This is a genomic window from Bradyrhizobium sp. USDA 4486 (assembly GCF_054057995.1).
This window is the reverse complement of the sequence record NZ_JBSRZV010000001.1, coordinates 3,257,854-3,280,847: the sequence shown is the minus strand read 5'-3', so window position 1 is coordinate 3,280,847 and position 22,994 is coordinate 3,257,854. Positions and strand designations below refer to the sequence as shown.

Sequence of the window (22,994 nt, the reverse complement as noted above, 5' to 3'; positions counted from 1 at the left end):
GAATAGCTTAGGAGGCGTTTGAGGGTTGTCTTCATTCGTTCGAATGAGTGACAGGGATAGCGCTGCGCTCGTGCTCGAGCAGAACGTTCAGAGGGGGAGTGACGCGGGCGCAATAGCTAGCGACCGCGGCACAACATTCGAGGCGATGAGTGCCCGTGCGTGTTCCTGCCTAAGGCAAAACGGCGAGACGCCCCAACAGCGCGATGAGGTCGGCCTGCCGGCGTGTCTGCGTTTTCGCAAACAGAGAGGCAAGCTGCGAGCGCACTGTCGTTCGACTTAGTCGTCGCGTACGAGCAATATCGATCAGGTTGTTGCCTCTCGCCAATTCGATCGCGAGCTGAGTTTCCGCGGCAGTGAATCCGAACAGCCGCTGCAGAGTTCGTGGCGAGGGCTCCGGATGCGCGTCGAGATCCAGCAGGATCAGCGCAATGGTCTCGTCGGACCATGCGTTCGCGACCTGGTTGATCAGGGCGGTGAACCCTTCCTTGGTCGATGTCGCCAGCCAGGATGTCGAGCCTGCTGGAAATTGTGCCCCTGCGCGGTTGACCAGCTCCTTGACAGCGCCATAGAGCGTGTCCTGGGTCGCATTGACACGGGATTCACGCTCCAATATCGCGCGGCCGGCTGGACTGAGTTCGACGACTCGTCCGCGCCTGAGCAAGACCTGTCCGCAACCGATCCGCGCGAGCACCCCGCGCAGGCCGTCTTGTCTTTGGTTGTTGGCTCCAGAATGAACGGACGCAATGGGATTCGTAGAATTGAATATCGCTTCCGATGAATGACTTTGCAACGCAATGGTCCTTGGCAATGCTTGGCTCAAGTTGAACATTTTTATCCCCCCAGCCATGGAGTGAATGTGGCGCAGAGATTCCAAACTCTGCGGAGCGTGTAAACGCTGAATGGGGAGTACCCCACTGCGGCCTGAGAGGCCGACAGCCACCGACGGGCAGGGCATCCACCCTAACCCTGATCAAGTAAGGGGTAACGAGGCAGACATACGCTTCCCGCGTGCAGCCGGGGCGTAATCGCTAGCTACTCCCGAAGGAGGGCGTGGAGCTGACCTATTGAGGTACCCCTTTCGCGGTCAGTTGGAGAGTCTCGCGGCTGGGCGTAATGTGACTTCGATCACGTCACCGGGCTCTACGTCAAAATCCACCGACGCGGGAATCCTGGTCCATTTCTGAGCTTGCCGCCGCACGACGACCACGTCGGGATTGAGTTCACCTGAATTGACCGGGATGGCGCCCGAGCCGCCGATCGGTTGCAGTTTTTGACTGAGGGCCTGCATTCTTACGCGCAGGTCCGCCAATCGAACATTCGAATCTTTCTGCTCCCTGAGCAGGTTGATCGTGCGCTGACTGGTCACGCGTTCGGTCTGGCGCAGGAAGTCCTCGCGTTGGCGCTGGAGCCGCATGAGTTCGACGCTCGTCTGCAGACGCCGGGTCGAGGACAGCAACAACGCGCGCCGGCTTTCGCTGACGCGAGGGCTGGCCAGCAGTCCCGAGCCGAATGCCTTCATGACCCGTTCGAGCTCTTCTTCGTCTGCCTGCACTCCCTTCTCTTCACCTTCCTGCTGCTTCTTGAGGGTCGCGAATTGCGCGTCGGTTTGTTTTACGGCGTCATCGAGGAAGCGTCGTTCCGTGCGGTAGTCGCTTTGGGAGGTCTTCAGAGAATCGCTTTCGGCTTGAACGACCGAACTGATCACGCTCGCAGGCAGCGAAATGTCGTTGGGAGGCGCCGCATCGAATGTATCGCGGCCGTCAAGCTCCGCAACAGTTCGGACGATGTGAAAGTATTCCTTGGTGTATTCGGTGGCGAGAGACTGGTAGTCTCGCACGAGATCCGCGGGGTCGGCGGCGCCGGGTTGCACGCCGCGCGATCGCAGCAGGCTGAAGCCCCCGGCGACTGCCACTGCCTGGCGCACGGTCATCGAAGCCCGATAGGCCTGCTGTCCAGGCGTGAGGACATCGCCGGAAACGTAGACCGGCCGGTATTCCGCTACGGTTACCATGACGTCGCCCGGCTTGACCACGAATGCCTGGTCGCGTCCGTCGGTCAGTCGCTGACGCAGTATTCTTGCTTGCAGCAGCGTCTCGATGCGGCTCTGCATCTGGGCGGGCGTCAAGCCCGCAACTTCAACCGATCCGCCTCCCGGAAGGGGGATGGTTCCGTCCATCTGGATTTGTGTGCGGCTGCGTTGGTCCGCGAGGCCGCCGATCGAAATCTCGATAGTATCGCCGGGTTCGAGCTTATAGGGCGCGGCAACGGACTGCCCGCTTGTCGCGATGAGCAGAATTGCCGCGCACGGACCTAGCAGGAGGCCGGCAGAGCACTTGCTCCGCTTTTTGCACTTCATGGATGAACTCCCAATGCAACCAGCCTTTATTGCTTCGCAACCTGGAGACAGACCCGCGGTCCTTCTCAGACTGCCCTCTTCAGGTCTGCGAGGGCGGTTGGAAGAAAAATCTTGTAGTTTCCGAAGAAGTGTCGCTGCTCTTCGACGTTGTCGAACAGGCCCTGGCTCAAGGCCGCGAGAATTTCGCTGATGCCTTGCTGCACACTGATTTCAGGACTGAAGTTCAACACCCGCCGGATTTTGTCGAAATTCACCCGGTAGTTCCGGGGGTCTGCGCCGCGTTCCTGATAGGTCACTTTCGCTCGCGGGATGTGCCTCATGATCTCTTCGACCACCATCAGCTTGGTAAAGTTGTTCTCCTCGCAGCCGACGTTGAAGACCTCGAAAGCAACTTTGCCGGCGGGCGCGCGCAGGACTTGTTCGATCGCGCGGGCGAAATCACGAACGTGGCAGTATGGGCGCCAGGTCTTTGGGTCGAACACCAGGAGTTCGTTTCCCAAATGGAGTTCGCGTACAAATTCGTTCACCGTGAGATCAAATCGCATTCGCGAGGAAAGACCGAAAGCGGTCGCAAAGCGCAGGACCGTTGGATGAAAGCCGGCCTTTCCCTTGAGGCCCAGAATCTTCTGCTCCATCTCGACCTTGTGCTTGGCGTAGAGGGAAAGCGGCGCGAGCGGGTAATTCTCGTCGACCGCGGTGTCCTCCTCGACAAGGCCATAATTCGAGCAGGTGGACACAAAGACGAGTCGGTCGACAGGGTGATGTTGAACGGCGTCGACGAAGGACCCGACCCCGTTTCGATTGATGGAGTGACTCTCGTCAGGATACTTGCTCGTGATGGGATCGCCGACGAGCCCTGCGAGCAGAACCACATCGTCGACGTTCTTCAAGGCCTGAGCGGCGATGCGCGAATCGCGAATATCCCCGTGTAGGAATTCGTATTGCGGATCGCTCAAATAAGGCCAGACACAGCTCTCGTTCCTGTAGATGAGCTGATCGAGGCAGCGAACGTGCCAACCGCTCCTAAGCAGATGACCGGTGATCACTGAGCCCACGTAACCCGCCCCACCCACGAGCAGCGCAGTTCGCCTTTCATTCGTCATTTGAACACCCATCGGCTTTTGAAACGAGCGTGGCACCGAGAAATCGAGATGTTGGCTCTATGCCACGAGGGTCTGGCCGGTCTCTTCGTACGCAGCGGAGAAGCGGCTCTCCCGTAATGACCCAGGCCGCTTGAAAGACCCACCAGAGATCGGAGATGACGGTTCGATTGGAATAGTATGCCAAGTCGATCTTCGCCTTGGCCGGAAACAAGACCTTCCGATAGAAATCCGCAACGTCGCCATCCTGAGGGAACAGCGTGTTTTCGTGTCGGAACAGAATTTGGCACGGTCCGATAAGGCCTGGCCTGTGCTCGAGGATTCTTTCAAACCCGTTTCTGAAACAATCCGCAAAGACCAGCGTTTCCGGCCTTGGACCGACAATTGACATGTCGCCGCGTAGGATATTCCAGAGCTGCGGTAACTCGTCCAGCTTGAATGCAGCCAGCACTCTGCCGATCGTTGTCATGCGACCGTCGTTCACCACCGTCAGTGGACTTCCGCGGTCATCGCAATCGGCTCGAAACTTCCGGAACTTGTACATGCGGAACGGCGATCCGTTCAGCCCGAGACGCATCTGGGAATACAGGATCGGTCGCCCGCCTTCGGTCCAGATTGCGAGCGCAGTCAGCAAGAAGACCGGCAGCAACAGCACCATCGCCGTTCCGGCACAGAGGACGTCGACAAGGCGCTGCAAGCGCAGTGCCGGAGCCGCCGTCCCCGTATTCGCCAGTTCGCTCATGCCTGTACGACCTCCGCGGGACAGCTGGCACGAAGTCCATCCGCGAGGCTGTCGGCCACCAGATCGACGTCGGCTGGGGTCATTGCAGGATGGAGCGGCAAAGTGAGCTCACGCCCGCAAAAATCCTCGGTGTTGGGCAGGCTGATGCCGGGGCACAGATCCTGATAAAACGTCAGTCGGTGCACCGGCGGATAGTGAATGGTCGTCTGAACGCCGCGTTTGTTCAACTGCTCGATCAGCGGCTGTCGAGCGCTTGCCGCCGGAAGCACGACCGGCAGCAAATGGTGAGACGACACCCACGATGGCTTGAATGGTACGAGGACCGATGGACAGCGCTCGGCAAGACGCCGCCGATAGTGCAACGACAGGCGGCGCCTGGTGTCGTTCCAGCCCGGCAACTTCCGCAGTTGCACCAGACCGACTGCGGCACGCAATTCGTCCATGCGGTAGTTGAACCCAAGAAGTGTCACATCGTATTCGGGGCTGCGGCTGACGAGACGTTGGCGCGTGTTGCTGGTCATCCCGTGCGACCTGGCACGTTTGATCATGTCGTTCAGGATCCGGTGACGTGTTATGATTGCGCCGCCTTCGGCGGTCGTCATGTTCTTGTTGCCGTAGAACGAGAATGCGGCTGCATCGCCAAACGTGCCGACGCCCTTCGCGCCGGGCGCATGTGCGGCGTCCTCGATCAAGAGCAGGCCCTTGTCGCGAACGAAGGCTTGCCACTCCTCACGGTCGGCGAGGTAGCCGGCAAAGTGCATCAGGATCACGGCTTTCGTTCGCGACGTGCATTTTCGCTGCGCATCGGCCACGGACATCAGGGGGACTGCCCCGGACTCGATGTCGACGAACACAGGCCGTGCTCCGACGTAGAGCACGGCATTGGCAGTGGCAACGAACGTGAGAGACGGAACGAGCACCTCGTCGCCCGGCCCGATCCCAAGTGCATGCAAGATCAGGTGAAGCGCGGCCGTGCACGAGCCGACGGCAATTGCTTCATCCGCACCATGCATGGATGCAAACGCTTGCTCGAATTCGCGCACCCGATCACCCATGGTGATCCAGCCGCTATCGATTGCCGCCGCAAGAGCTTCCTTTTCGTCACGTCCAAGGGTCGGTTCTGATACCAACAGCATGTGTTCCTCTTCCCGTTATTTCCTCGTGCGGGCGACGCCCGCATCACGCAGCCGCGGTTGCGAATGCCGCGGACTGCTCGTCCCACGCAATGTCCTGGGCTTTCAGGAAGTCGTCGACCCGGCCGATGTCGAGCCAAAGGCCAGTGTGCTTGAAGACGTTGACGCGGGCCTCGTCCTCGAGCATCTGGAACATCAAGTCATCGAATCCGAACGGGACGCCCGAGGGTATGCGTTCGAGAACGTCGGGATTCATGCAGTAGATCCCCATGCTGACGAGGTTCGTCAGCTCTGGCTTCTCACGAAACCCGGTCACATGCCCGTCCGTTTCATCAATCACGCCGAAGTCCATCTTCGTGCTTCGAACGGAGGTGGCGATGGTGATGTTGGCGTCGGACCTTCGGTGATTGTGGATGAGCTGGTTCAGGTTCAGGTCAGTCAGTACGTCGCCGTTGAGGACCAGGAACGGCTCGTCGAGCTGTTCTCGGAGCAACGACAATGGACCGATCGTGCCGAGCGGTTCGAGCTCCTGCGTGTAGGTGATCCGCATATTCCACTGGTTGCCGTCGCCACAGACGCTGCGGATCAGATGGCCCAGATAGCCGGTCGTGACGTAAACGTCGGCGATCCCGTTTCGCCTCAGCCATTTGAGAACGAGTTCGAGGACCGGACGCGCGCCGATCGGCATGAGAGGTTTTGGTAGAATGGACGTATGCGGGCGAAGTCGGGTTCCTTTGCCGCCGCACTGAACTACCGCTTTCATCTTCACCTCCCTGTACTCGATACTGTCCAGAATGACTGAGGCATCGTCGCCAGGAAAAGCTAGAAGCAAACCCGTGCCTGCGTCTTCGTGCGTTTGAATGAGAACCTCGCGCTCGTGCTACAAGACGCGGGAAGGTTGTTGGTGCCGCGGCGCGGCCTAGGCGTACCTCTTTTCGACAAAAACGTTTTGTCCTCGCCACGGGCGGACTGCGAGGGATCGTCTCCGAACAACAAAATGGTGCTACGCTCGACGCCTCGGTGGAGGCCGCGTGTCGAGCTGGTATCGAGCCACCGGGTCGCTCGCCTCTTGGATTCGCGGGCTGGTCACGTATCGACGGTGGATTTGATCTTGCCGTCGATGTAGTGGGCCATGCCCTGTATCGTATCGAGGTTCTCAGGCAGGATTTCGCTATCGTCAACGGCGATGCCGAAGGTCGTCTCGATGAACCCGACCACCTCGAGCACGCCCGTCGAGTCGATGATACCCTGGTCCAGCAGGGAAGCATCGTCCTTCAATGCGGCGACGTCGCTGATGTAGAAATTGGCGGTCAGGAAGGCGCGAATTTGCTTCTTTAGGGGTTCCAGTGGCAAGGCAAGTGTCATTACTTCATGCTCCATCTGAAGATCGTGGTTCAGTCGTTTTGCAGACTATCCCGTGATGAGTTCTCTCTTGTTGATCTTGCCTGCGTTCGTCCGCGCCAATTCCGGAACGATAGCGATGTATTTGGGGACCATGAAGCTCTCGAGGCGCTTCTGGCACTCTTGCTTGATCTGCTTCTCGCTCATAGGTAGCCCCCGGTCGACGACCACAAACGCCTTGACGGCGTGGCCGAGCAGTTCGTCGGGAACGCCCACGACCGCTGCCTCCCGTATTCCGGGAATGTCCAGCAGCGCGCTCTCCACCTCCTTGGGCGCGACCTTCTCACCTCGCGATTTGATGATCTCGTCGCTGCGGCTGATGAAGTAAAGATATCCCTCCGCGTCCATTTCGCAGTAATCGCCGGTGTACAGCACCTGCTCGCCGGGGAGCGGTCCAGGTTTGAGCCGCCTCGCGGTCGCCTCGGGCTTCCGCCAGTAGCCTTTCATGACCGTCGCGCCGCGAATGACGAGCTGCCCGGCGACGCCCGGTCCCACTCGCTGGCCGTGCTCGTCGACGATCCACATTTCCGTGTTTGGGATCGCAATTCCGACGCTCGACGGTTTTCGGTCGAGATCTTCGGGCGGAAGATAGGTGCAGCGCTTGCATTCGGTAAGGCCGTACATGGAGTAGATGCGTGCGCCGGAAAACATGTTTCTCAACTGGCGAAGGTGCTGGACCGGTAATGCTGCGCCGGTACTGGTCACGTAACGGATGCTGGAAAGATCGCAGCTCTTCAGCAGGTCGAGCCGGAGCAGAGTCGAGAACATGGTCGGCACGCCGGGAAAACCCGTAACTTTCTCCTCCGCGATACGCCGGAGTACCTCGGCAGGGAAGGCGAACGAACGCTCCAGAACGAGGCGCGCTCCGGAACGCACGGCCATGATCATCTGGTACAGGCCGTAGTCAAAGGCGAGCGGTAGAGCGTTGAGGATGATATCGTCCTCGCGCACATCCAGATATGATGACACGGAGGTACACGCCGTCATCATGTTCCGGTGCGTCAGCATCACACCTTTTGGCTCACCGGTCGATCCCGAGGTGTACACAATAGCGGCCAGATCGATGTCGATGCAGCGGCGCGCCGGAGCTGTGTCGTGCTTGTTGGCTGTGGCGACGCTCCACCGAATGGCATGCGGCAGTGCGTTCAAATCGCTGTCGTCGATCGTGCCGGTCACGATGACGCGGCGCAGGGAGGGACAGCGTCTTGCAGGTTGGTGGAACGTCTCGTAAAGACGCGCTTGCGCAATGAGTGCAGTCGGCTGGCAGTCGTCCAGGAGATAGCAAAGTTTGTCGAGTTTCGTGAGAGGATTGATGAGGCAGACGATTGCATTGGCCTTGAGCACGGCCCAGAAGCTGACCACCGCCTCGACGGTGTTGTCGGCGAAGATGATCACGCGATCGCCGCGCTCTACGCCGGCGCCGACCAGATGGTGTGCGAGCGAATTCGACCAGGCCTCGAGCTGCTCGTAGGTCACCCGCTGAGCGTCGCATACAAGGGCGACCTTGGCGCCGTTGCGGCAGGCCGAGTGGATCAGGTAATCGTGCAGGAGCGGCACAGGATCGTTCATCATGCGTAGGCTCCCGATGCGTGTTGGTGGTCGACGTCAATACGAAGCGCGATATGATCCGTGCGCTCTGGGCGAGCTGTGACGAACTGCTGGAACAGGAGCTGAGTGGACAGCACCCCGACGAGCGCCATGTTGTCGAAGTTGGATAGGTCGGCGTCTCCTGCGTCTGCGTGCGTTCGGCACTTGGTGTGTAGCCGCTCGACCGCAACCGGATCGAAGATGTTGGCCGCGTGGATGCTCCTGCGCGAGAGCGCTTCGTCAACATAGGACGGCGCACCCTTGTCGACGAAGCAGAGCGCATTGGGAGCGCGGTACGGCTGCTTCTTGCGCGTTACGATCTCTGATGGCATCTGCGACTGCGAGACACGTTTCAGGACATGTTTCTCGTCGAGAATGCGAAGCTTACATGCGTCGGGAAGAGCGTTCGCAAGCTCGACGACGTCGTTGTCAAGGAATGGAAATCGTCCCTCGACCGAGTGTGCCATGAGCATCCTGTCTCCCTGAGAAGAGAGCAGGTAGCCAGCCAGAAGGGTCTTGGTCTCGAGATATTGATCTTGCGCGAGCGAGGTCCAGCGGACGAAATCCGGTGGCAGACCGTCAAGCAATTCGGTCACCGGATCCGTTCGCGAAGAAACATCGCGCATGTCGTCGGAGAAAAGGCGCTTGATCGCACTTGTGCCGCGCCAACGCGGCTGGTGAGCGAAGCCAGGTGCATCGATCGCGGAGATGCCGTGCCCGAAGAACTTGAGCGCGACGGGCTGCATATGGACCGGCGAGCGCGAGATATACGGATAGAGCCGCTTCAAGAGCGCTGGGCGTCGCGTTGACGACGGCTGGCGGCCCCAGAAGCGGCGGATCTTGCCCTCGCGAAACAGATCGTAGCCGGCGAACATTTCGTCCGCCCCTTCACCGGTCAGCACGACCTTGATGCCGCGCTCGTGTACAAGCTTTGAAAGCAGGAACAGCGGTACTGGAGCGGTCCTCAGGATGGGACGCTCGGTGTGGTAGATCACTTTTGGAAAGGCCTCTGCAATGTCCTGGCGCGAGACCATGAGCTCGTGGTGCTTGCTCGCGATCGCGCGGGCCATCAGGCGCTGGTAGGGCGTCTCGTCATATTCTGCGTCGGTGAAGCGCAGGGAGAACGTCTGAAACTGGCCTTCTGCGAAGCGGCTCCCGAGTGCGGCTACAAGCGAGCTGTCGAGCCCGCCGGAGAGATAGCTTCCCACGGGAACGTCGGCCCGCACCATTCGGAATGCCGTGGCCGTTTCCAGAGCATTGCGCACAGCATCGATCACGTCGTCGTTGACGCCTGAGCTGAAATGTTCGTCGGTACGCGTGGGATAGCGCGGGGTCCAGAATGCGTGATCCTGGACCTTGCCGCGCGCGTAACTGCGCACGTGTCCCGGTTCAATCTCACTGATCCCCTGAAACACGGTTTGGGGCGGCACGGTACTCCAGAAGGTGAAGGTTTGGTCGATACCTACCGGGTCCAGCGCCCGAGGGATGGCTGGATTTGCCGCAAAGATGGCCTTGATCTCACTGGCGAAGTATAGCTGGCCTTGATGCTCGCAGATGTAGAGCGGGCAAATTCCGGTCCGGTCGCGTGACAAGACGAGGCGGCGAGCGGATGGGTCCCAGATGGCAACGGCCCATTGCCCGTTCATCCGCTCGAACGCCGCTTCGCCCCAAGCGCAATAGGCCTTCAGGAGCACTTCCGTGTCGCTGCGGGTATGAAAGTGATGGCCAAGCGAGATCAGCTGGGCGCGCAACTCGACATAGTTGAAGATCTCGCCATTGAATACGATCCAAGCGGACCCGCTGGCATCGCTGAGTGGTTGTTGCCCGCCCTTGATATCGATGATCGACAGCCGCGCATGCGCCAGACCCGCGCATTGATCCCGGTACAGGCCCCGCTCGTCGGGACCGCGATGGGGAAGCGTCCCCAGCATGCGCAAGAGCGCTTTCCTCGAAGGACCAGGAGCGTTCGCGTTCAGCGCCACGATTCCCGCGATGCCGCACATGCCGTTTAGTCCTCGATAACTGCATCCATAAGCAGCGGCCGGGCGTGTAGATAGCGCGTTGCCCGGCGCTTCGAAGCGATGTCCTTGAAGACTTTCTGCACTTGCGTTGCGGCGATGCCGACGACATCGGCCACTTCGTCGGCAGAAATGCCGTGGTTGACCGCGTACATGCAAACGTCGGTTAATCTGTACGGCGCCGCAAAGTAGAATTCCTCCTGGCTCTGCGGCATCGAGAAGGTGTCGGATGTTGGCGGGCGCTGCCTGATCTCCTCGTCGATGCCGAGGTATTCGGCCAATTGGTAGACTTGGCTCTTGTAGAGATGCGCAATCGGCATCACGTCGGCATCGCCGTCGCCCTGCTTCACGAAGAAGCCCTGATCATGCTCGAGCCGGTTTGGCGTGCCTATGACCGCGTATTTCAGGCGGTCGGCATGATAGTACTCGGTCATCTTGCGGACGCGTTGCTTGTAGTTGGTCGCGGCGACGATCTGGAGGTAGACCTCGGGCGGAAGACGCACGGTGGAAGTGTTGCCGTTCGGGTCCTGCACGGTCAGACGCGTGAGGTTGATACCATCACGCTCGAGAACGGATCCCAATACCAGCTTGCATTTCCAGTTGGTGCCGTATTCGGGTACGATGGCTTGGATCGCCTCTCGCTGTCGTGCGTAGGCACCCAATGCCTCGAGGGCTGGAGCGATGTCTTCGACGACGGTGGCCAAGCGCAACTGCGTGGCAACGACCCGACCCAGCCTCAGTGAATCGTCGGACGAATCGCGTTCGGGCATGAGCAGCCCCAGGACCTTCGTATTTCCGAATGCGCGGGCGCAGAGCGCGGCCACCACGGAGCTGTCGATGCCGCCGGAAAGCCCGACGATGGCTCCGCGCCGGCCAAGCACGCCAAGAACCCGGTCGCGCAAGAACGCGACGATGCGCGCGACTTCCAATGGTGCGTCAACGACCAGGGCGTCGCTACTGAACGCTGGTTCGGTTCGGCTGTGACTTGCTTGCAGGGACATGAGAACAATCCGCCTCTATGTCAGGCAGCTCGGTTGGTGAGTAGGCTTGCGACAACGCCTTCTGAACGAGGTGCAAGTTCATTGTAAGGTACGGAGGCATCACGAGATCGGTATGGGTCCCTGCGGTTGGGACGACGTCGACGTGCGTAAACGCCCGGTCCCATCCCAGCGCTTGCGGCATTTTCTTCCGCTCGCATCGGAACAGGACGGCGGATATCGGCAGCGTCGATTTCGGCTCCGCCAACCAGCGGAAGTAGGCCTTCGCGCGCAAGACCTCCTGCAGCTCCTGCTTGAGCCTGAAGGAGGTAAGGCTGAACTGCCCTTTCGCGCGGCGATCGGTTATCCGGGCGAGGTCGGCTTCACGGCCGATCGCGACGGCTGCCTTGGCAAAGGCGCGACAGACCATGCGCGACGCGGTGACCCGGTTGCTGCGGATACGGTGGACCGTGCGCCTCAACGTCTCCCATGCGGAGCTGCGCTCGCCCATGAGGCTGGTGTCGAGAATTCCAAAGAACGTCACGGACCGGCCAGAGGCAACTAGTCGCGTTGCGACCTCGAAGGCGACCGCTCCCCCCAGCGAGTGGCCGAGAAGTCTAACGGGCCCTCGAGGCTGGACGCGATTGATCTGTTCCAGCGCGGCAGCGGCCATATCGCAAACGCTGTCCTGCCCCTGCAATATCTTTGCGAGTTCTGGGTATCGGATTGGAACGACATGGGCCATCTCGCGGATCGAAGCGGCGAGGGATGCGAGACTAGCACCATAACCAAGCGAGCCGGGCAGCAAGAAAAGCACTGGTTGTGCCGCTGCTGCCGCCTGGAAAGGCGGAAATTCCGGATCCTGGTCCGTATCAATCAATGGCCGTAACGTCATTGGGATGCAACCGACCGAGTATCAAGGGCACAGTATGAAGAGGGGCAAAATCTTCTCATCATTCATTCGCATGAAGCACTTGGTCGCGCCGGGCGATTTGATTGCTTGCGCCGGGCATCTTTCGTCCATGTCGTGCCTCCACAAGCGGACGCGAAGGCCGGGCAGCACTGCCTCGGCCCTCTGGTTCATACAGGTCCATTGACGGGCGCACCCGATGGCCGGGCTCCGCCTGGGCGACTCAGGAGGATCAGCGCCACGGCAATTCCCAGGGCGTAACCGGTAGCTCCTCCTGCAGCCATCGCGAAGATCACCTGCAACGGATCGTGGCCGAGGCGAGCGCCGATCAGGAGCGGCGCAAATACAAACATGGCCCGTACCACGTCGACCGCCAGGCGCAGTTCTTGGCGACGAAAAAGGGTAGGGACTTCCTGAATGGGCGTCGATAGGGCCTGTGCGGCGCACATGAGCGCGAGGGCGGCCATTATTTGGCCTGTGGGCATCCAGGACGGCCCGAGCAGCGGAACGACAAGATGGGGTGAAACGAACCCCAGGCCGAGTACCGGCAGAGCGATGAGGACGGCGGAAACGGCCAGCAGACCGAATGCGGTGCTGAGCAGATGCTGACGATCGAAACCTTTGCTGGCCTCGGCGACGAATACATTGCTGAGCGGCAAGGCAATCAGAGTGACTGGACCAGTCACAAGACGGGCGGCGACGCCAAAATGTCCGGCGAATGCGGTACCGAACAGCGATCCTATGAAGATCGCGGGGAGATTGATGATGGCAAATCCCACGAAGGCGGAGGGCAGCTCGAACAGAGGAAACTTGTACTCTCGCCACGCCGTCGCCGCGACCGATTGCCACGAGGCTTGCTTGATTTGGCGGATGTCTCCCCATTTCAGGAGCCGGATGCAGAGAAATGCGATCAGCACGACCTGGCTCAGGATGTGAGCTCGGACCATTGCATCGTCGCCGATGCCGGCGAGGCCAAAGCCCACCTGGAGCAGCGCCATCGTCGCCGGCAGGATCAGGCGGCCCATGCCGAAGTCGCGTATGTGATTGAAGCGCAAGCACCAGCAGTTCATTGCGTCGGCAACGCCGACCGCCGCCATCCCGATCGGCACGAGGCAGGCAAGATGTTGCAGTGAAGGCGGCAAGATGGGCGCGAGAAGGTATCCGGCGGTAAGTACGACCAAGCTGGTACCGCAGACCGCGAGGAGCACGAGCTTGAGCGCGACCAGAGCCCCGGCCCTGTCCTCGACGACGTACAGGGAGGTGCTGAAGCGAAGCCCGGCTGTTGCACCGAGGATGTTCACGATCGACAGATAGATCGTGAAGATTCCAAAATCCTCCGGCGAGTACAGCCGCGTGAGGATGGGAATGGCCGCGACGAGCGTAAGCTGGCCGGTGAGCGCGAGGGCAGATACGCCGGCCGCCATACGAACAAGGGCTCCTGTCCGCGTCGGAGCCGGAGCCGTTTTGGCGGCCATGAGACGCTTCCTCGGTTCAGAATCCATTTCTAAAACGCAAGATGATAACTGCAGCGATCTAATCTGGATGGATGGTAGAGCCGAGCGCGGCGGGCGCCATCATTCGTTCGCATGACGGTCACGAGCGGTCGCGAGAAAGCTTGCACACCAGCTTGTGCTTTGCCGAACAATCGATGGTCGATCCTGATTGGCGTCTGGTCAAGAAAGGCCGGAGCGAGCGCACGCGACGAGGCGAATGAGCTGGCAGAGTCTCACGCAAGCCGCGCGGACGGCAGACGGCCCTCCGAAGGCCGCGGGGATGACTGTGCCAGCCGAAGGCCGGTTCGCGCGAGCAGATCCGGCAGGGCAGGTGGTCTGACGGCGATCAGGTTATCATCGTCCGGACCCGGGATCTCGGGAAATGCCCGCTCGAGTCGTCCCGCCCTGAGATGAAAGAGCTCAAATCCGTGATCAATGAGGCGGTCATACAGCTCCGCTCGTGAGGTGCCGGCTCTTCGAAGGTTGAGCTCAGAGTCCTCAATGTAGAGACAACGACAATTGGAGACGGTCTTCGCGGCACCCTTGAGAAGATCAACTTCGAACCCTTCGACGTCGACCTTCAGAAGATCCACTGGTCGGTCTCCAACAATCGAGTCCAGAGGGCGAACTGGAACCCGGAGCGTTGCGCCGCTGGTTGGGGGTGTCACGGATGCGAAGTTCATGTCATCGCTCCGAAAGTCCGTGAAGACGAGCTCGCCGTTCCTGCTGCCGATTGCCGTGTTGTGGACCTCGACCGTGAATCCGTTCAGGCGCACGTTGCCCTGCAGGTACTTGCAGATGCGCGGATGCGCTTCGATTGCGATCACTCGTCCGGATCCCGTGACTCGCATGGCGGCGGCGAGGCTCAACTGTCCTACGTTCGCACCGACATCGACGAAGGTTTCTCCCGGTTGCAGGTAGGTTCCCACAAAGTCGGCGTCATCGGCCCGAAAATCGCGCCTCCGCCAGAGCCCGGCAGACATGGAGCTCGGATAGAACCGCATTCTATATCCGGCGGGAAAGCTGAACGTGATGAACCGGCACAACCCGCTCACCCACAGTGCGCGCGATAGCAGGAAGCGGAACTTATCAGGCTCCTCCCGGATTCGCGCGAGCAGTTGGTGCAATCTGTGCAAAGGACTGTACACCCATGTCTTGTGATTAGCTCGTCGCAGAGCGTAGGCTGATTGAAGCGGCGAGCCATCCTTCGTTTGCACGATAGAAATCATGCACGATGAGAATCGATCGGTTCCACTGCTTCCAAACGTCGCGCCTCGGGATGATCAGCGTCATGCGAACGCAGGATGACCGGGCCTACCGAGCTGCCTAGCGTAGGCGCGTCGCGCCACCCGGCACGTTCGGACCGCTTCGCAAGGTCAAAGGGGCATCGCTCCTGGCTCGTCCGGGCCGGACACCTTGATCAAGTGAGCCTGAAGGAAAAGGCGATGAATCCGTTGCGAATCGGCGGGACCGACAGCATTCGAGGTGCGGACGTTCGTCCGTTCATTTCAGTCGCGATTCCGACCTTTCGCCGGCCGGATTTGATTCGCCGCGCGATCGAGAGCGTACTGCAGCAGGCGTACTCCGATTGGGAAATGGTGGTCAGTGACGACGAAGGGCCGGAGGGCTCGACTTGGAGTATTGTATCCGAGTACGCGCGGAACGATCCGCGTATTCGGATTGTCGAGAACCACGGAGAGCCGGGCCAGGTCGAGAATACCAACAATGCGATGGTCGCCTGCCGTGGCAACTGGATCAAATTGTTGCACGACGATGACTGGCTCACGCCAGGTTCACTTGAGACCTTCGCGCAGATGGCAGGTATGTACCCTACCGCGGCCTTCATGACCTCCACGTCTCATCTCATCCAGGACACCGGAATAAGGTATCGGCGAGGAGGGCGTGTCACGGTGTATTCGAGCCAGCAGTGCCTGACTGACCTCTATTTGGTCGGCAAGACCCGGGCGCTGGGGATCGTTCCGTCGACCTTGCTGATCAATAGCGAGGTCATCCGGGCCGGCTGTCGGATGCGAAATTACAAGTCGATCAGGTGGGGGGTCGACCAGCTGTTCTTCGTCGATCTCGCCTGCTTCGGCGACATGGTGGCGATCGACGATGGCTTGATCTTCTATGACATGTCATCTCACGATAGCATTACGGCCTCCAAGTCGTTCTCCCAGATTGATCAGGAGACACTTGATCTGAAGCATCTGACCTGGAGCCTTATCCAGGACAAGCAAGGACTCCCAGGTCCCGAAACGGTCGCACGTGCATTGCGGGTTGCAAGATTGCGTGGACGATTTCGCTATCAGTCCTGGTGGGCAACGACCAAGGACGCGCTCCAGATCTTGCGGCCCTCGGTTATCAATGCGGCCAACAAAGCTCTCCGGGCCCGAACGCATACGCCGGCGGACAGCCCGTTGGTTCGTGTGGGGCACGCCTGAGAGGAGCCGCCGAGGCCATCATCGAGACAGGGCACTGGTCTGATCGGGTTGATCGAGACGTGTTACAAAGTCGAATACAGGGCCACCCGGGACCCCCCAATTGCTCGACCAGATGATTTGCGATCCATCCGGCGAGGGCGAGGCGTGGGTCTCGCTCCAGTAGTCGTACGGGACGTTGCGCGTGTGTGCAATACGCCGAAATTCGCCGCTGCCGTCAATTCGCAGAGCGATGACTTCCCGAGCAAACGGGGCAAAGGATGGAAGCTGGGCAATCTCGGATGGATCGCCGCCATAGCTCAAGATCACCCAGCCGGGCCGGTCGATCGCGCGCGTGGACGCATGTGAGGCTTCGCCGCGCGGAGCGAGGGCGGTAACCTTACCGTCATCCAGCCGGCGCTTGATCACCTGATATATATCGGGATCCGATTTGCTGATTCCGACGTAGACCTCGCGTCCGTCCGCATCAACGGCCATGTCGCCGTGGCTCGGCCGATGATGTTCGGTCCAACTCTGGACCAGGTCTCCGGCGACGGTGAAGATGAATGCCTCATCCTTTCCGTCGACCCATCGGCTGCATCTGATATAGTTGCCCAGGGTCGATATCTCGCAGACGCCGTCTCGACCGGGCAGTTTTCCCACTTCGATGTCCGGAAACTTCTGTCGGGTCGCGAGATCAAAGGCGAACGCTACCACCATACCGTCTGCACGCGTGCCTCGCACGGCGATGCGCCTTCCATCCCGGGAGGGATTGCCCTTGCCTGGTCCGAACTGAAGGCCGCGATAGCCCTCGGCCGTCAACATGATTTCCTCGGCATTGGTTCGCGGCTGCCAGAGCGAGATCTTGCGCCCAATCACGCATATCATGCGCTCGGGGTCCCGCGGGTGCCATTCGCACTCGTCCTCTCGCTGCCGACGAAACAAGGGAACGAATGTCTTCCCGTCAAGAAAGCAGAGTCCGTTGCAGCCGTTGGCGATCAAAACCAGGGTCTGGTCGGCGTTCCACGCCTGCGCACTCGAATAGCGGTGGGTGCAATAGGCTCGTTGACAGGCCAAACCTGCGCCCAGAGGGCCCGGAGTTGTTATCCGGATGATCGTGGCGCCGGTGTCAGGGTCGGTGACCGGAACGAGATAGTCGGGCAGGTTCAGGCTGCTGGCCACAGCAAGCTTTGCTCGTGTCAGCGTCTGTGCGGCGGCGAAGCTTGCCAACGCGAGCACGATCAACGCGCCGCCGGCCACTCCAATGCGTGCGCAGAGAGAGGGAGACATCGTATCATGCTCCACGATAACCAGGGGGCTCGGGCGCTTCGAGTTGGCAGACGCCGACGTTCGAGTGCCTTCAGATCATGACGATCTTGCAGCGACCACGGATGTCGGTGACGATTTGACCCATTACGCGTAGCCGCGCATCATCTAAACGCAGGACATGCTCGCGGAGCGCTGCTGATCTTCGCGCAATCTCGAAGTCATTTCGCTGCGCAGTCATCTGGCGCGCGTCTCAAGCGCTCGATGCGCTGGAACTGCCGGCCCGGTTTAGTGGATGTCGGAGATGTCGACCTCCTGATGGCCGCCCCCGTTTGGGACCTGGCTGGGGGCTCCGGCCCGATCAATTGACAGCGCCAGGGCGTGCCCATTGGAAGGCCGGACCAGTGGTCCATTGTTCATTCCCCAAATCGCGGCCTGAGTTCTATTCTGGACCCGTATCTTGCGCAGGATCGCCTTGACGTGAACCTTCACCGTCGCTTCGGCAATATCGATCTTTCGCGCAATGCATTTGTTTGAATTGCCCTCAACCAAGAAGGAGAGGATTGCCTGCTCGCGCGGTGACAAATGGGGGGCAATCGGTGCTTCCGAAGGAACGAGGACGCTCGATCGCTCTTCGCTCGCCGGCAGCTGAGCCTTGCGGTTAGGCTCGAGATCAAGCACGAACGACAGAAACGCGGGCGGAAATACCGTTTCGCCCATTGTCACGAGTTCGATCGACTTGGTGAAGGTGTCGCATGAATTGACGTCAGCAAAGTAGCCGCTGGCGCCCGCCTTATAGGCCGAAATCAACTCTTCCGGCCGGTAGTGGTCCGAAACGATCGCCACGCGAGCGTCTGGATAATGCTCCCTTACAAATCCGATGTGCTTCAGGGCGAGATCGAACTCGTCGGTGTCGTGGACAATCACAAACAGAAGCTGGTGTGCTTGGAGTGTGCTTGGCAATTCGTCGGTACTCAAGACCGACATTAGGATGTGGAAATCTGCGGCATGCAGGATTCGGGAAATACCCTCTCGCAGTAGAATGTGTCGTCCAATCAAAACGACTTTGCAGGATTGTCGCCTCCTCATATCACCCTCCACGTCAACGCAACGATACAACTTGAACGAACAAGGATTGGGAAAAGACAGAGTTGAAAAAGCTTCGACTGCGTGTAAGCCTCCCGATTTCGTTTCGATAACATTTGCTGAAGGTTAGATTTGAATCTTCGTTTTTGCCTATATACCTTTGGTTATAGGGCTGGCGGCGTCGATGTGGTCGGATGACGTGGCCCTTGCCGCTGCCGGAGATGGCGTGGGACCCCGCGTTCAACCTCGAATGTGCGTTTACGATGCAGTGCAACACACCGTCATTTTAGCTTCGCAAACGGATAGACGACCTGCGTCCATTTTGAGTATTAACCACCGGAGTCCTACGGGACTCGATGCAGCAAACTTGCTGTATACTGCAGCTTCTGACTCGTGCGATATCTGCTTTATGGTTTACGCGCTTAGCTCTAACGACTGACACTTCGGAATATTGATGAGGTTTTTGCTGTTCAAGCACTATTGGAGCGTCAGGGGCGGGGGCCCGTAGCTTCAATCACAAAGAGGGGGCGGCTGGCCAGGGAGCGCCCGATGCGTCGTGCGACTGTGGTGATTGCAGACCGACATCCGGTGGTCTTGCACGGTCTTGCAAATCTACTCGGCTCAGAACCCGATTTCGAGGTCATTGCGTCCTGCGGCGACGCCGGGAATTGCATTGGGGCAGTTCTGGACCTTGCTCCCGACATTGCGATCATCGATGCGGCAATGCCGGAGTTGATCGCGCTGCTGAACGAGTCGCTCGACCGTTCGGAAAACCGATCGACCCGTCTGGTGTTCTTCGCAGCCAGCGAGGATTGCGATCTCGTCTCGCCGGGGCTGCCTACGGGGCACAGTGTCCTTCCAAAGGAGATGGCGGGCCAGGCGCTCGTGCAGTGCTTGCGTGAGATTGTCCATGGCGCGACTGTCGTTTCGGGAGCGCCTACAGATCAGGTCCCCCTTCAGGAGCAGGGCGCAAATCCGGAAAATGCACTCGCTGTGCTCACTGAACGGGAACGGCAAATCATCCGCCTTGTCTCTCGCGGTCTCTCCAACAAGGAGATTGGGCGCCGGCTCAACATTGCTGATGGCACCATCAAGGTGCACCTGCACAAGATTTTCCAAAAGCTCGAGGTCGGCAATCGCACGGCGCTGGCTGCGCTCGCCATCTCGCAGGACGACGGCACCAACTCGATGCAGGACCGGCAGCGTAGATAGGATCGATCCCGCTGACCGGAGAGCGCGCTACTGTATCACCCCGCGATGATTGTAGCGCGTCAGGTGGGAGCGTTCTCCAAGCGTAGCCGAAGAATCCTCTCCCGCGCCTGCAACGAAAGAGGGCCGCTCACTCTGCCACAGAGAACTGAAGGACGAATAGCGACCGGCCGCCGAGAGCGGGGCTGTCGCTGACCTCCACCTGCCAGAAGACATGAGGCAAGAGCCGTTCCGTCAAGTCGTGCTTGAGGATCTCGCCGCTCAGTTCGATCGCTGCGGTACGCGCGGCGACAATGTCAGGGAGATCCAGCCCGACGTCGTCGAGAACTGAATTCCCATCGTGGATATGGAAGAAATATCGCGGCATTGATGTCTCCGGATCACCCGAACCATTCCGATGACTGCAGCGAGCCCCACGCGTCACTATTGGGTCATCGTACCACAATGAACAGATGGCAAGTCGTTATTGTAGGAGAATGCATCATCATTGATGGGTACCCCGCCGTTGACCCGATTGATCACGAATCCAAGGTGAATGGTCGCTTGTTTGTCGTTACGATCGTAGTGCGTCGACGGAGCCCACTTCGGCGCAGCGTTGCGGCCCCGGCTCCTGCGAATCCTAGCCCCCCGCCGGGGCCGCGATCTTTTGGCGAGCTATGGCTGATCGTTCCGTCGCCGACCATCACGCAAATCGTGCGACCTCAAACCGTGCGGTCTGATGCTCTTTCGGTCAGGCGACATATAGGGCAGTGATGGTGGCGATCGACGCATGTAGATCGGGATCCGTTATATTCCATAATGCTCGCGGTACCAGCGGACGAAGTGACGAACGCCCGTTTCGATCGCCGTGCATGGAAAAAAGCCGGCGTCCTGCATCAGGTCGCTCACGTCGGCAAAAGTCTCCGGAACATCTCCCGGCTGCATCGCCAGCATCTCCTTGCGGGCCGTTCGTCCGAGCTCCGTTTCGAGCAGGCGGACCACGTGCATCAAGGGTTCCGGGCGGTGATTGCCGACATTGTAGAGTTTGGCCGGTGCAGTCGTCGCACCGGCGCTGTCTTCTGGGGCGCGGTCGATCAGCCGCGAGACAACGCGAGTGACGTCATCGATATAGGTGAAGTCGCGCTGCATCCTGCCGTGGTTGAAGAGCTTGATTGGCGTGCCTTTCATGATCGCATCAGCGAACAGGAATATTGCCATGTCGGGCCGGCCCCACGGACCGTAGATCGTAAAGAACCGCAAGCCGGTCACGGGAAGGCGATAGAGATGGCTGTAAGAGTGAGCCATCAACTCATTTGCCTTCTTTGTCGCGGCATAGAGACTAATGGGGGAATCGGTTCTATGCACAGTCGAGAACGGCAACTCCGTATTGGCGCCATAGACGGACGACGATGATGCGTAGATCAAATGTTCGCAGCCGTGGCGCCTGCATCCCTCGAGGACGTTCAAGAAGCCCACCATGTTGGCGTCGACATAGGCGTGCGGCTGATCGATTGAATGCCGAACACCGGCCTGAGCGGCAAGATGTATGACTTTCGGAAAGCGATGTCTTGCAAACAGGTCCGCCATAGTCGATCGATCCCCAAGGTCGATCTGCATGAAGGAAAACCTTGGATCGCGGCGCAAAATGTCGAGACGAGCGCGCTTCAGGGAGGGATCGTAATAGGGATTAATATTGTCCAATCCGACGACCCGGCGCCCCTCTTCGAGCAGCCGGCGGGCAACATGAAAGCCTATGAATCCCGCCGCTCCCGTTACCAGAACATCATCTGCATCTGATTCTGAGCGTGCTGACATTTTCTAGTCTCGATTTCGACGGCCGAGCGGCCATGATTTGGCACTGCAAGTGAGCTCTGTGGTCGCCGCCTCTCCATCGCTCAAATGAGCGCTACCGATCACTGCGACCGATCCGAGTTGCCGATGGCCCACTCGAACGGTCGATTGCCGCACGTCCTCACCGCTTCATCCGGTGCCGAGGAGCCAAAAAGGGGGTAGAGCGTCCTACCAAACCCGTCATCATCCATTTGCATGACGATGAAGTCCTGCAAACCTGCAGAGTTGCTCGATGTGGCAGCCGGCCGGGGGCGTGTGCGCGAGTGGACCTGGCATCGGTAAGATGAGCGCGAGCGTCGTGGTTAACGAAGATGTCAATGAAGACAGTCGATGTCGAAGCACTTGGGGCCAGGGTTTCAAGTATTGGCTTTGGCTGTGCGTCGCTCGGGGGCCGCGTCGGTACACGCGTGGGGGTTGAAGCGCTGGAGCGCGCCTACGACGCGGGAATAACCTGGTACGACGTCGCGCCGTCCTACGGGGACGGGATGGCAGAATCGATTTGCGGCCAGTTCGCATCCAACAAGCGCGGCAGCATCCATATCTGCACGAAGGTTGGTATGCGCCCGGGCGCGACTTCCGCCACCGTGCGCTTCCTGAAGCCGATAGCGCGCGCCTCCCTTGCGCTATTTCCCGGAATTCAGCCGCGCCTCTCGGCGATCAAGCCGAAGCCGTTCAAAGTACCGCTGTCAGCCGAGTTGATCAGGACGAGCATGGAGGACAGCCTGAGGCGTCTTCGGACGGATTATGTAGACGTGCTTGCTCTCCACCGTCCTACTCGGGAAGAGGCCGTCCGTGAAGACATCGTCCGAGCGGTTGAGCGCGTGGTCCAGGATGGTAAGGCCCGCGCAATCGCGATTGCAGGCAACAATGAAATTGGAGTGGAGGGCATCGATGAATCATCGCCGTATCGGCTGTTGCAGATCGCAAACAACCCGCTCGAGCCGAACCTGCAGAGGTCACAGAACTCTGGGCGGAGAATGACCTTTGTGACGTATGGATCATTTGCGAGCGTTGCTCCGCTGGTCGCGAAGGTAATTGCAGCGCAGCACGTGTTGAATGACCTTCATGACGCGGGATATCGAGGCGACCCTACCGCAGTTGTCACGGCATTCGTGGTGGACTATGCGCTTGCGACAAATTCGGCCGGAGTCACACTGTTCTCAATGCTCCGGAAGGACCACCTTACGTTCAATCTGCTGCGTCTGGCGCAGTCCCCGAAGCTTCATGTGTTGAACCGTATCGCCACCGAGCTCTCGAGTGGACCGAGGCAAGCCGATCGACTCGTCGGTGCCTCGAATTGAAGGAATGGGAGTGGTCTCCGGAACGTGAGCATGAGGTCTACTCCGTCATGATCATACAATCGACGGCTGCGTCTGCTAAAATTGGCACCTACGATGCTTCGAACGGTTTTACAACGATTGTCGAGAAGCTCGTGGGGGCTCGCGGCGTGAGGCGGTAACCTTGGT

The 22,994-nt window shown here is 59.6% G+C and carries 20 protein-coding genes; 3 read left to right on the top strand and 17 right to left on the bottom strand.

The annotated features are described in order from the left end of the window. Positions 1-169 precede the first annotated feature (169 nt). The 13 genes from ACVWY3_RS16270 to ACVWY3_RS16210 all read right to left on the bottom strand — a co-directional run bounded on the left by ACVWY3_RS16270 (position 170) and on the right by ACVWY3_RS16210 (position 14,721). Complete coding sequence (locus tag ACVWY3_RS16270) at positions 170-829, bottom strand: helix-turn-helix transcriptional regulator (RefSeq protein ID WP_456839347.1); 660 nt, start codon at positions 827-829, stop codon at positions 170-172. Between the two features lie 255 nt (positions 830-1,084). Then, complete coding sequence (locus ACVWY3_RS16265) at positions 1,085-2,356, bottom strand: polysaccharide biosynthesis/export family protein (RefSeq protein WP_456839346.1); 1,272 nt, start codon at positions 2,354-2,356, stop codon at positions 1,085-1,087. Positions 2,357-2,421: 65 nt separating this feature from the next. Beyond that, positions 2,422-3,459 carry an NAD-dependent epimerase/dehydratase family protein gene (locus tag ACVWY3_RS16260; protein WP_456839345.1) on the bottom strand — a complete coding sequence of 346 codons (1,038 nt, stop codon included), beginning with the start codon at positions 3,457-3,459 and terminating at the stop codon, positions 2,422-2,424. Next, positions 3,449-4,198, bottom strand: coding sequence for a sugar transferase (locus ACVWY3_RS16255; protein WP_456839344.1), 750 nt, complete (start codon positions 4,196-4,198; stop codon positions 3,449-3,451). The genes ACVWY3_RS16260 and ACVWY3_RS16255 overlap by 11 nt, the downstream gene beginning before the upstream one ends. Next, positions 4,195-5,334, bottom strand: a complete 1,140-nt coding sequence (locus ACVWY3_RS16250; RefSeq protein ID WP_456839343.1) for a DegT/DnrJ/EryC1/StrS family aminotransferase — start codon at positions 5,332-5,334, stop codon at positions 4,195-4,197. The genes ACVWY3_RS16255 and ACVWY3_RS16250 overlap by 4 nt, the downstream gene beginning before the upstream one ends. Positions 5,335-5,377: 43 nt before the next feature. Continuing rightward, positions 5,378-6,094, bottom strand: coding sequence for a nucleotidyltransferase family protein (locus ACVWY3_RS16245; RefSeq protein WP_456843382.1), 717 nt, complete (start codon positions 6,092-6,094; stop codon positions 5,378-5,380). A gap of 323 nt (positions 6,095-6,417) precedes the next feature. Continuing rightward, positions 6,418-6,696, bottom strand: a complete 279-nt coding sequence (locus ACVWY3_RS16240) for an acyl carrier protein (protein WP_456839342.1) — start codon at positions 6,694-6,696, stop codon at positions 6,418-6,420. A 45-nt stretch (positions 6,697-6,741) separates the two neighbouring features. Beyond that, positions 6,742-8,304, bottom strand: a complete 1,563-nt coding sequence (locus tag ACVWY3_RS16235) for a class I adenylate-forming enzyme family protein (protein WP_456839341.1) — start codon at positions 8,302-8,304, stop codon at positions 6,742-6,744. Continuing rightward, the gene (asnB, locus tag ACVWY3_RS16230) at positions 8,301-10,322 is read right to left on the bottom strand and encodes an asparagine synthase (glutamine-hydrolyzing) (protein ID WP_456839340.1); all 2,022 of its coding nucleotides are present in this window, start codon (positions 10,320-10,322) and stop codon (positions 8,301-8,303) included. Before asnB ends, ACVWY3_RS16235 begins: the two co-directional genes overlap by 4 nt. A 5-nt stretch (positions 10,323-10,327) precedes the next feature. Further along, the gene (nadE, locus tag ACVWY3_RS16225; RefSeq protein WP_456839339.1) at positions 10,328-11,338 is read right to left on the bottom strand and encodes an NAD(+) synthase; all 1,011 of its coding nucleotides are present in this window, start codon (positions 11,336-11,338) and stop codon (positions 10,328-10,330) included. Then, positions 11,292-12,194 (bottom strand): thioesterase domain-containing protein, encoded by a 903-nt coding sequence (locus tag ACVWY3_RS16220; protein ID WP_456839338.1) that lies wholly within the window; start codon positions 12,192-12,194, stop codon positions 11,292-11,294. The genes nadE and ACVWY3_RS16220 overlap by 47 nt, the downstream gene beginning before the upstream one ends. A 200-nt stretch (positions 12,195-12,394) precedes the next feature. Further along, positions 12,395-13,699: a lipopolysaccharide biosynthesis protein gene (locus ACVWY3_RS16215; protein WP_456839337.1), complete on the bottom strand. Its 1,305-nt coding sequence runs from the start codon at positions 13,697-13,699 to the stop codon at positions 12,395-12,397. Between the two features lie 251 nt (positions 13,700-13,950). Next, positions 13,951-14,721 (bottom strand): FkbM family methyltransferase, encoded by a 771-nt coding sequence (locus tag ACVWY3_RS16210; protein WP_456839336.1) that lies wholly within the window; start codon positions 14,719-14,721, stop codon positions 13,951-13,953. Between the two features lie 300 nt (positions 14,722-15,021). Between ACVWY3_RS16210 and ACVWY3_RS16205 the strand changes: the two genes are divergently transcribed. Next, the gene (locus ACVWY3_RS16205) at positions 15,022-16,161 is read left to right on the top strand and encodes a glycosyltransferase family 2 protein (protein WP_456839335.1); all 1,140 of its coding nucleotides are present in this window, start codon (positions 15,022-15,024) and stop codon (positions 16,159-16,161) included. 18 nt (positions 16,162-16,179) lie between these two features. Here the strand turns inward: ACVWY3_RS16205 and ACVWY3_RS16200 are convergent, their stop codons facing one another. Together ACVWY3_RS16200 and ACVWY3_RS16195 are read right to left on the bottom strand one after the other, a co-directional pair. Continuing rightward, entirely contained in the window at positions 16,180-17,427 is a 1,248-nt protein-coding gene (locus ACVWY3_RS16200; RefSeq protein ID WP_456839334.1) for a YncE family protein, read from the bottom strand. A 264-nt stretch (positions 17,428-17,691) separates the two neighbouring features. Then, on the bottom strand, positions 17,692-18,381 hold the full coding sequence (locus ACVWY3_RS16195) for a LuxR C-terminal-related transcriptional regulator (RefSeq protein ID WP_456839333.1): 690 nt from the start codon (positions 18,379-18,381) through the stop codon (positions 17,692-17,694). 657 nt (positions 18,382-19,038) lie between these two features. On the opposite strand from ACVWY3_RS16195, the gene ACVWY3_RS16190 reads away from it, so the two are divergent. Next, complete coding sequence (locus ACVWY3_RS16190) at positions 19,039-19,701, top strand: LuxR C-terminal-related transcriptional regulator (RefSeq protein ID WP_456839332.1); 663 nt, start codon at positions 19,039-19,041, stop codon at positions 19,699-19,701. Between the two features lie 127 nt (positions 19,702-19,828). On the opposite strand, the gene ACVWY3_RS16185 is transcribed toward ACVWY3_RS16190, so the two are convergent. Next, positions 19,829-20,065, bottom strand: a complete 237-nt coding sequence (locus ACVWY3_RS16185) for a DUF6894 family protein (protein ID WP_456839331.1) — start codon at positions 20,063-20,065, stop codon at positions 19,829-19,831. 419 nt (positions 20,066-20,484) lie between these two features. Next, complete coding sequence (locus ACVWY3_RS16180) at positions 20,485-21,492, bottom strand: NAD-dependent epimerase (protein WP_456839330.1); 1,008 nt, start codon at positions 21,490-21,492, stop codon at positions 20,485-20,487. Positions 21,493-21,845: 353 nt separating this feature from the next. Between ACVWY3_RS16180 and ACVWY3_RS16175 the strand changes: the two genes are divergently transcribed. Then, positions 21,846-22,829, top strand: a complete 984-nt coding sequence (locus tag ACVWY3_RS16175; RefSeq protein ID WP_456839329.1) for an aldo/keto reductase — start codon at positions 21,846-21,848, stop codon at positions 22,827-22,829. Positions 22,830-22,994 lie beyond the last annotated feature (165 nt).

Coding starts and splice junctions, on each gene's coding strand:
- nadE (WP_456839339.1), bottom strand. CDS start 11,338: ATGTCCCTGCAAGCAAGTCACAGCCGAACCGAACCAGCGTTCAGTAGC.
- ACVWY3_RS16260 (WP_456839345.1), bottom strand. CDS start 3,459: ATGACGAATGAAAGGCGAACTGCGCTGCTCGTGGGTGGGGCGGGTTAC.
- ACVWY3_RS16255 (WP_456839344.1), bottom strand. CDS start 4,198: ATGAGCGAACTGGCGAATACGGGGACGGCGGCTCCGGCACTGCGCTTG.
- ACVWY3_RS16270 (WP_456839347.1), bottom strand. CDS start 829: ATGTTCAACTTGAGCCAAGCATTGCCAAGGACCATTGCGTTGCAAAGT.
- ACVWY3_RS16235 (WP_456839341.1), bottom strand. CDS start 8,304: ATGATGAACGATCCTGTGCCGCTCCTGCACGATTACCTGATCCACTCG.
- ACVWY3_RS16180 (WP_456839330.1), bottom strand. CDS start 21,492: ATGTCAGCACGCTCAGAATCAGATGCAGATGATGTTCTGGTAACGGGA.
- ACVWY3_RS16215 (WP_456839337.1), bottom strand. CDS start 13,699: ATGGCCGCCAAAACGGCTCCGGCTCCGACGCGGACAGGAGCCCTTGTT.
- ACVWY3_RS16240 (WP_456839342.1), bottom strand. CDS start 6,696: ATGACACTTGCCTTGCCACTGGAACCCCTAAAGAAGCAAATTCGCGCC.
- ACVWY3_RS16210 (WP_456839336.1), bottom strand. CDS start 14,721: ATGCGGTTCTATCCGAGCTCCATGTCTGCCGGGCTCTGGCGGAGGCGC.
- ACVWY3_RS16200 (WP_456839334.1), bottom strand. CDS start 17,427: ATGTCTCCCTCTCTCTGCGCACGCATTGGAGTGGCCGGCGGCGCGTTG.
- ACVWY3_RS16205 (WP_456839335.1), top strand. CDS start 15,022: ATGACCGGGCCTACCGAGCTGCCTAGCGTAGGCGCGTCGCGCCACCCG.
- ACVWY3_RS16175 (WP_456839329.1), top strand. CDS start 21,846: ATGAAGACAGTCGATGTCGAAGCACTTGGGGCCAGGGTTTCAAGTATT.
- ACVWY3_RS16185 (WP_456839331.1), bottom strand. CDS start 20,065: ATGCCGCGATATTTCTTCCATATCCACGATGGGAATTCAGTTCTCGAC.
- ACVWY3_RS16265 (WP_456839346.1), bottom strand. CDS start 2,356: ATGAAGTGCAAAAAGCGGAGCAAGTGCTCTGCCGGCCTCCTGCTAGGT.
- ACVWY3_RS16190 (WP_456839332.1), top strand. CDS start 19,039: ATGCGTCGTGCGACTGTGGTGATTGCAGACCGACATCCGGTGGTCTTG.
- ACVWY3_RS16245 (WP_456843382.1), bottom strand. CDS start 6,094: ATGAAAGCGGTAGTTCAGTGCGGCGGCAAAGGAACCCGACTTCGCCCG.
- asnB (WP_456839340.1), bottom strand. CDS start 10,322: ATGTGCGGCATCGCGGGAATCGTGGCGCTGAACGCGAACGCTCCTGGT.
- ACVWY3_RS16250 (WP_456839343.1), bottom strand. CDS start 5,334: ATGCTGTTGGTATCAGAACCGACCCTTGGACGTGACGAAAAGGAAGCT.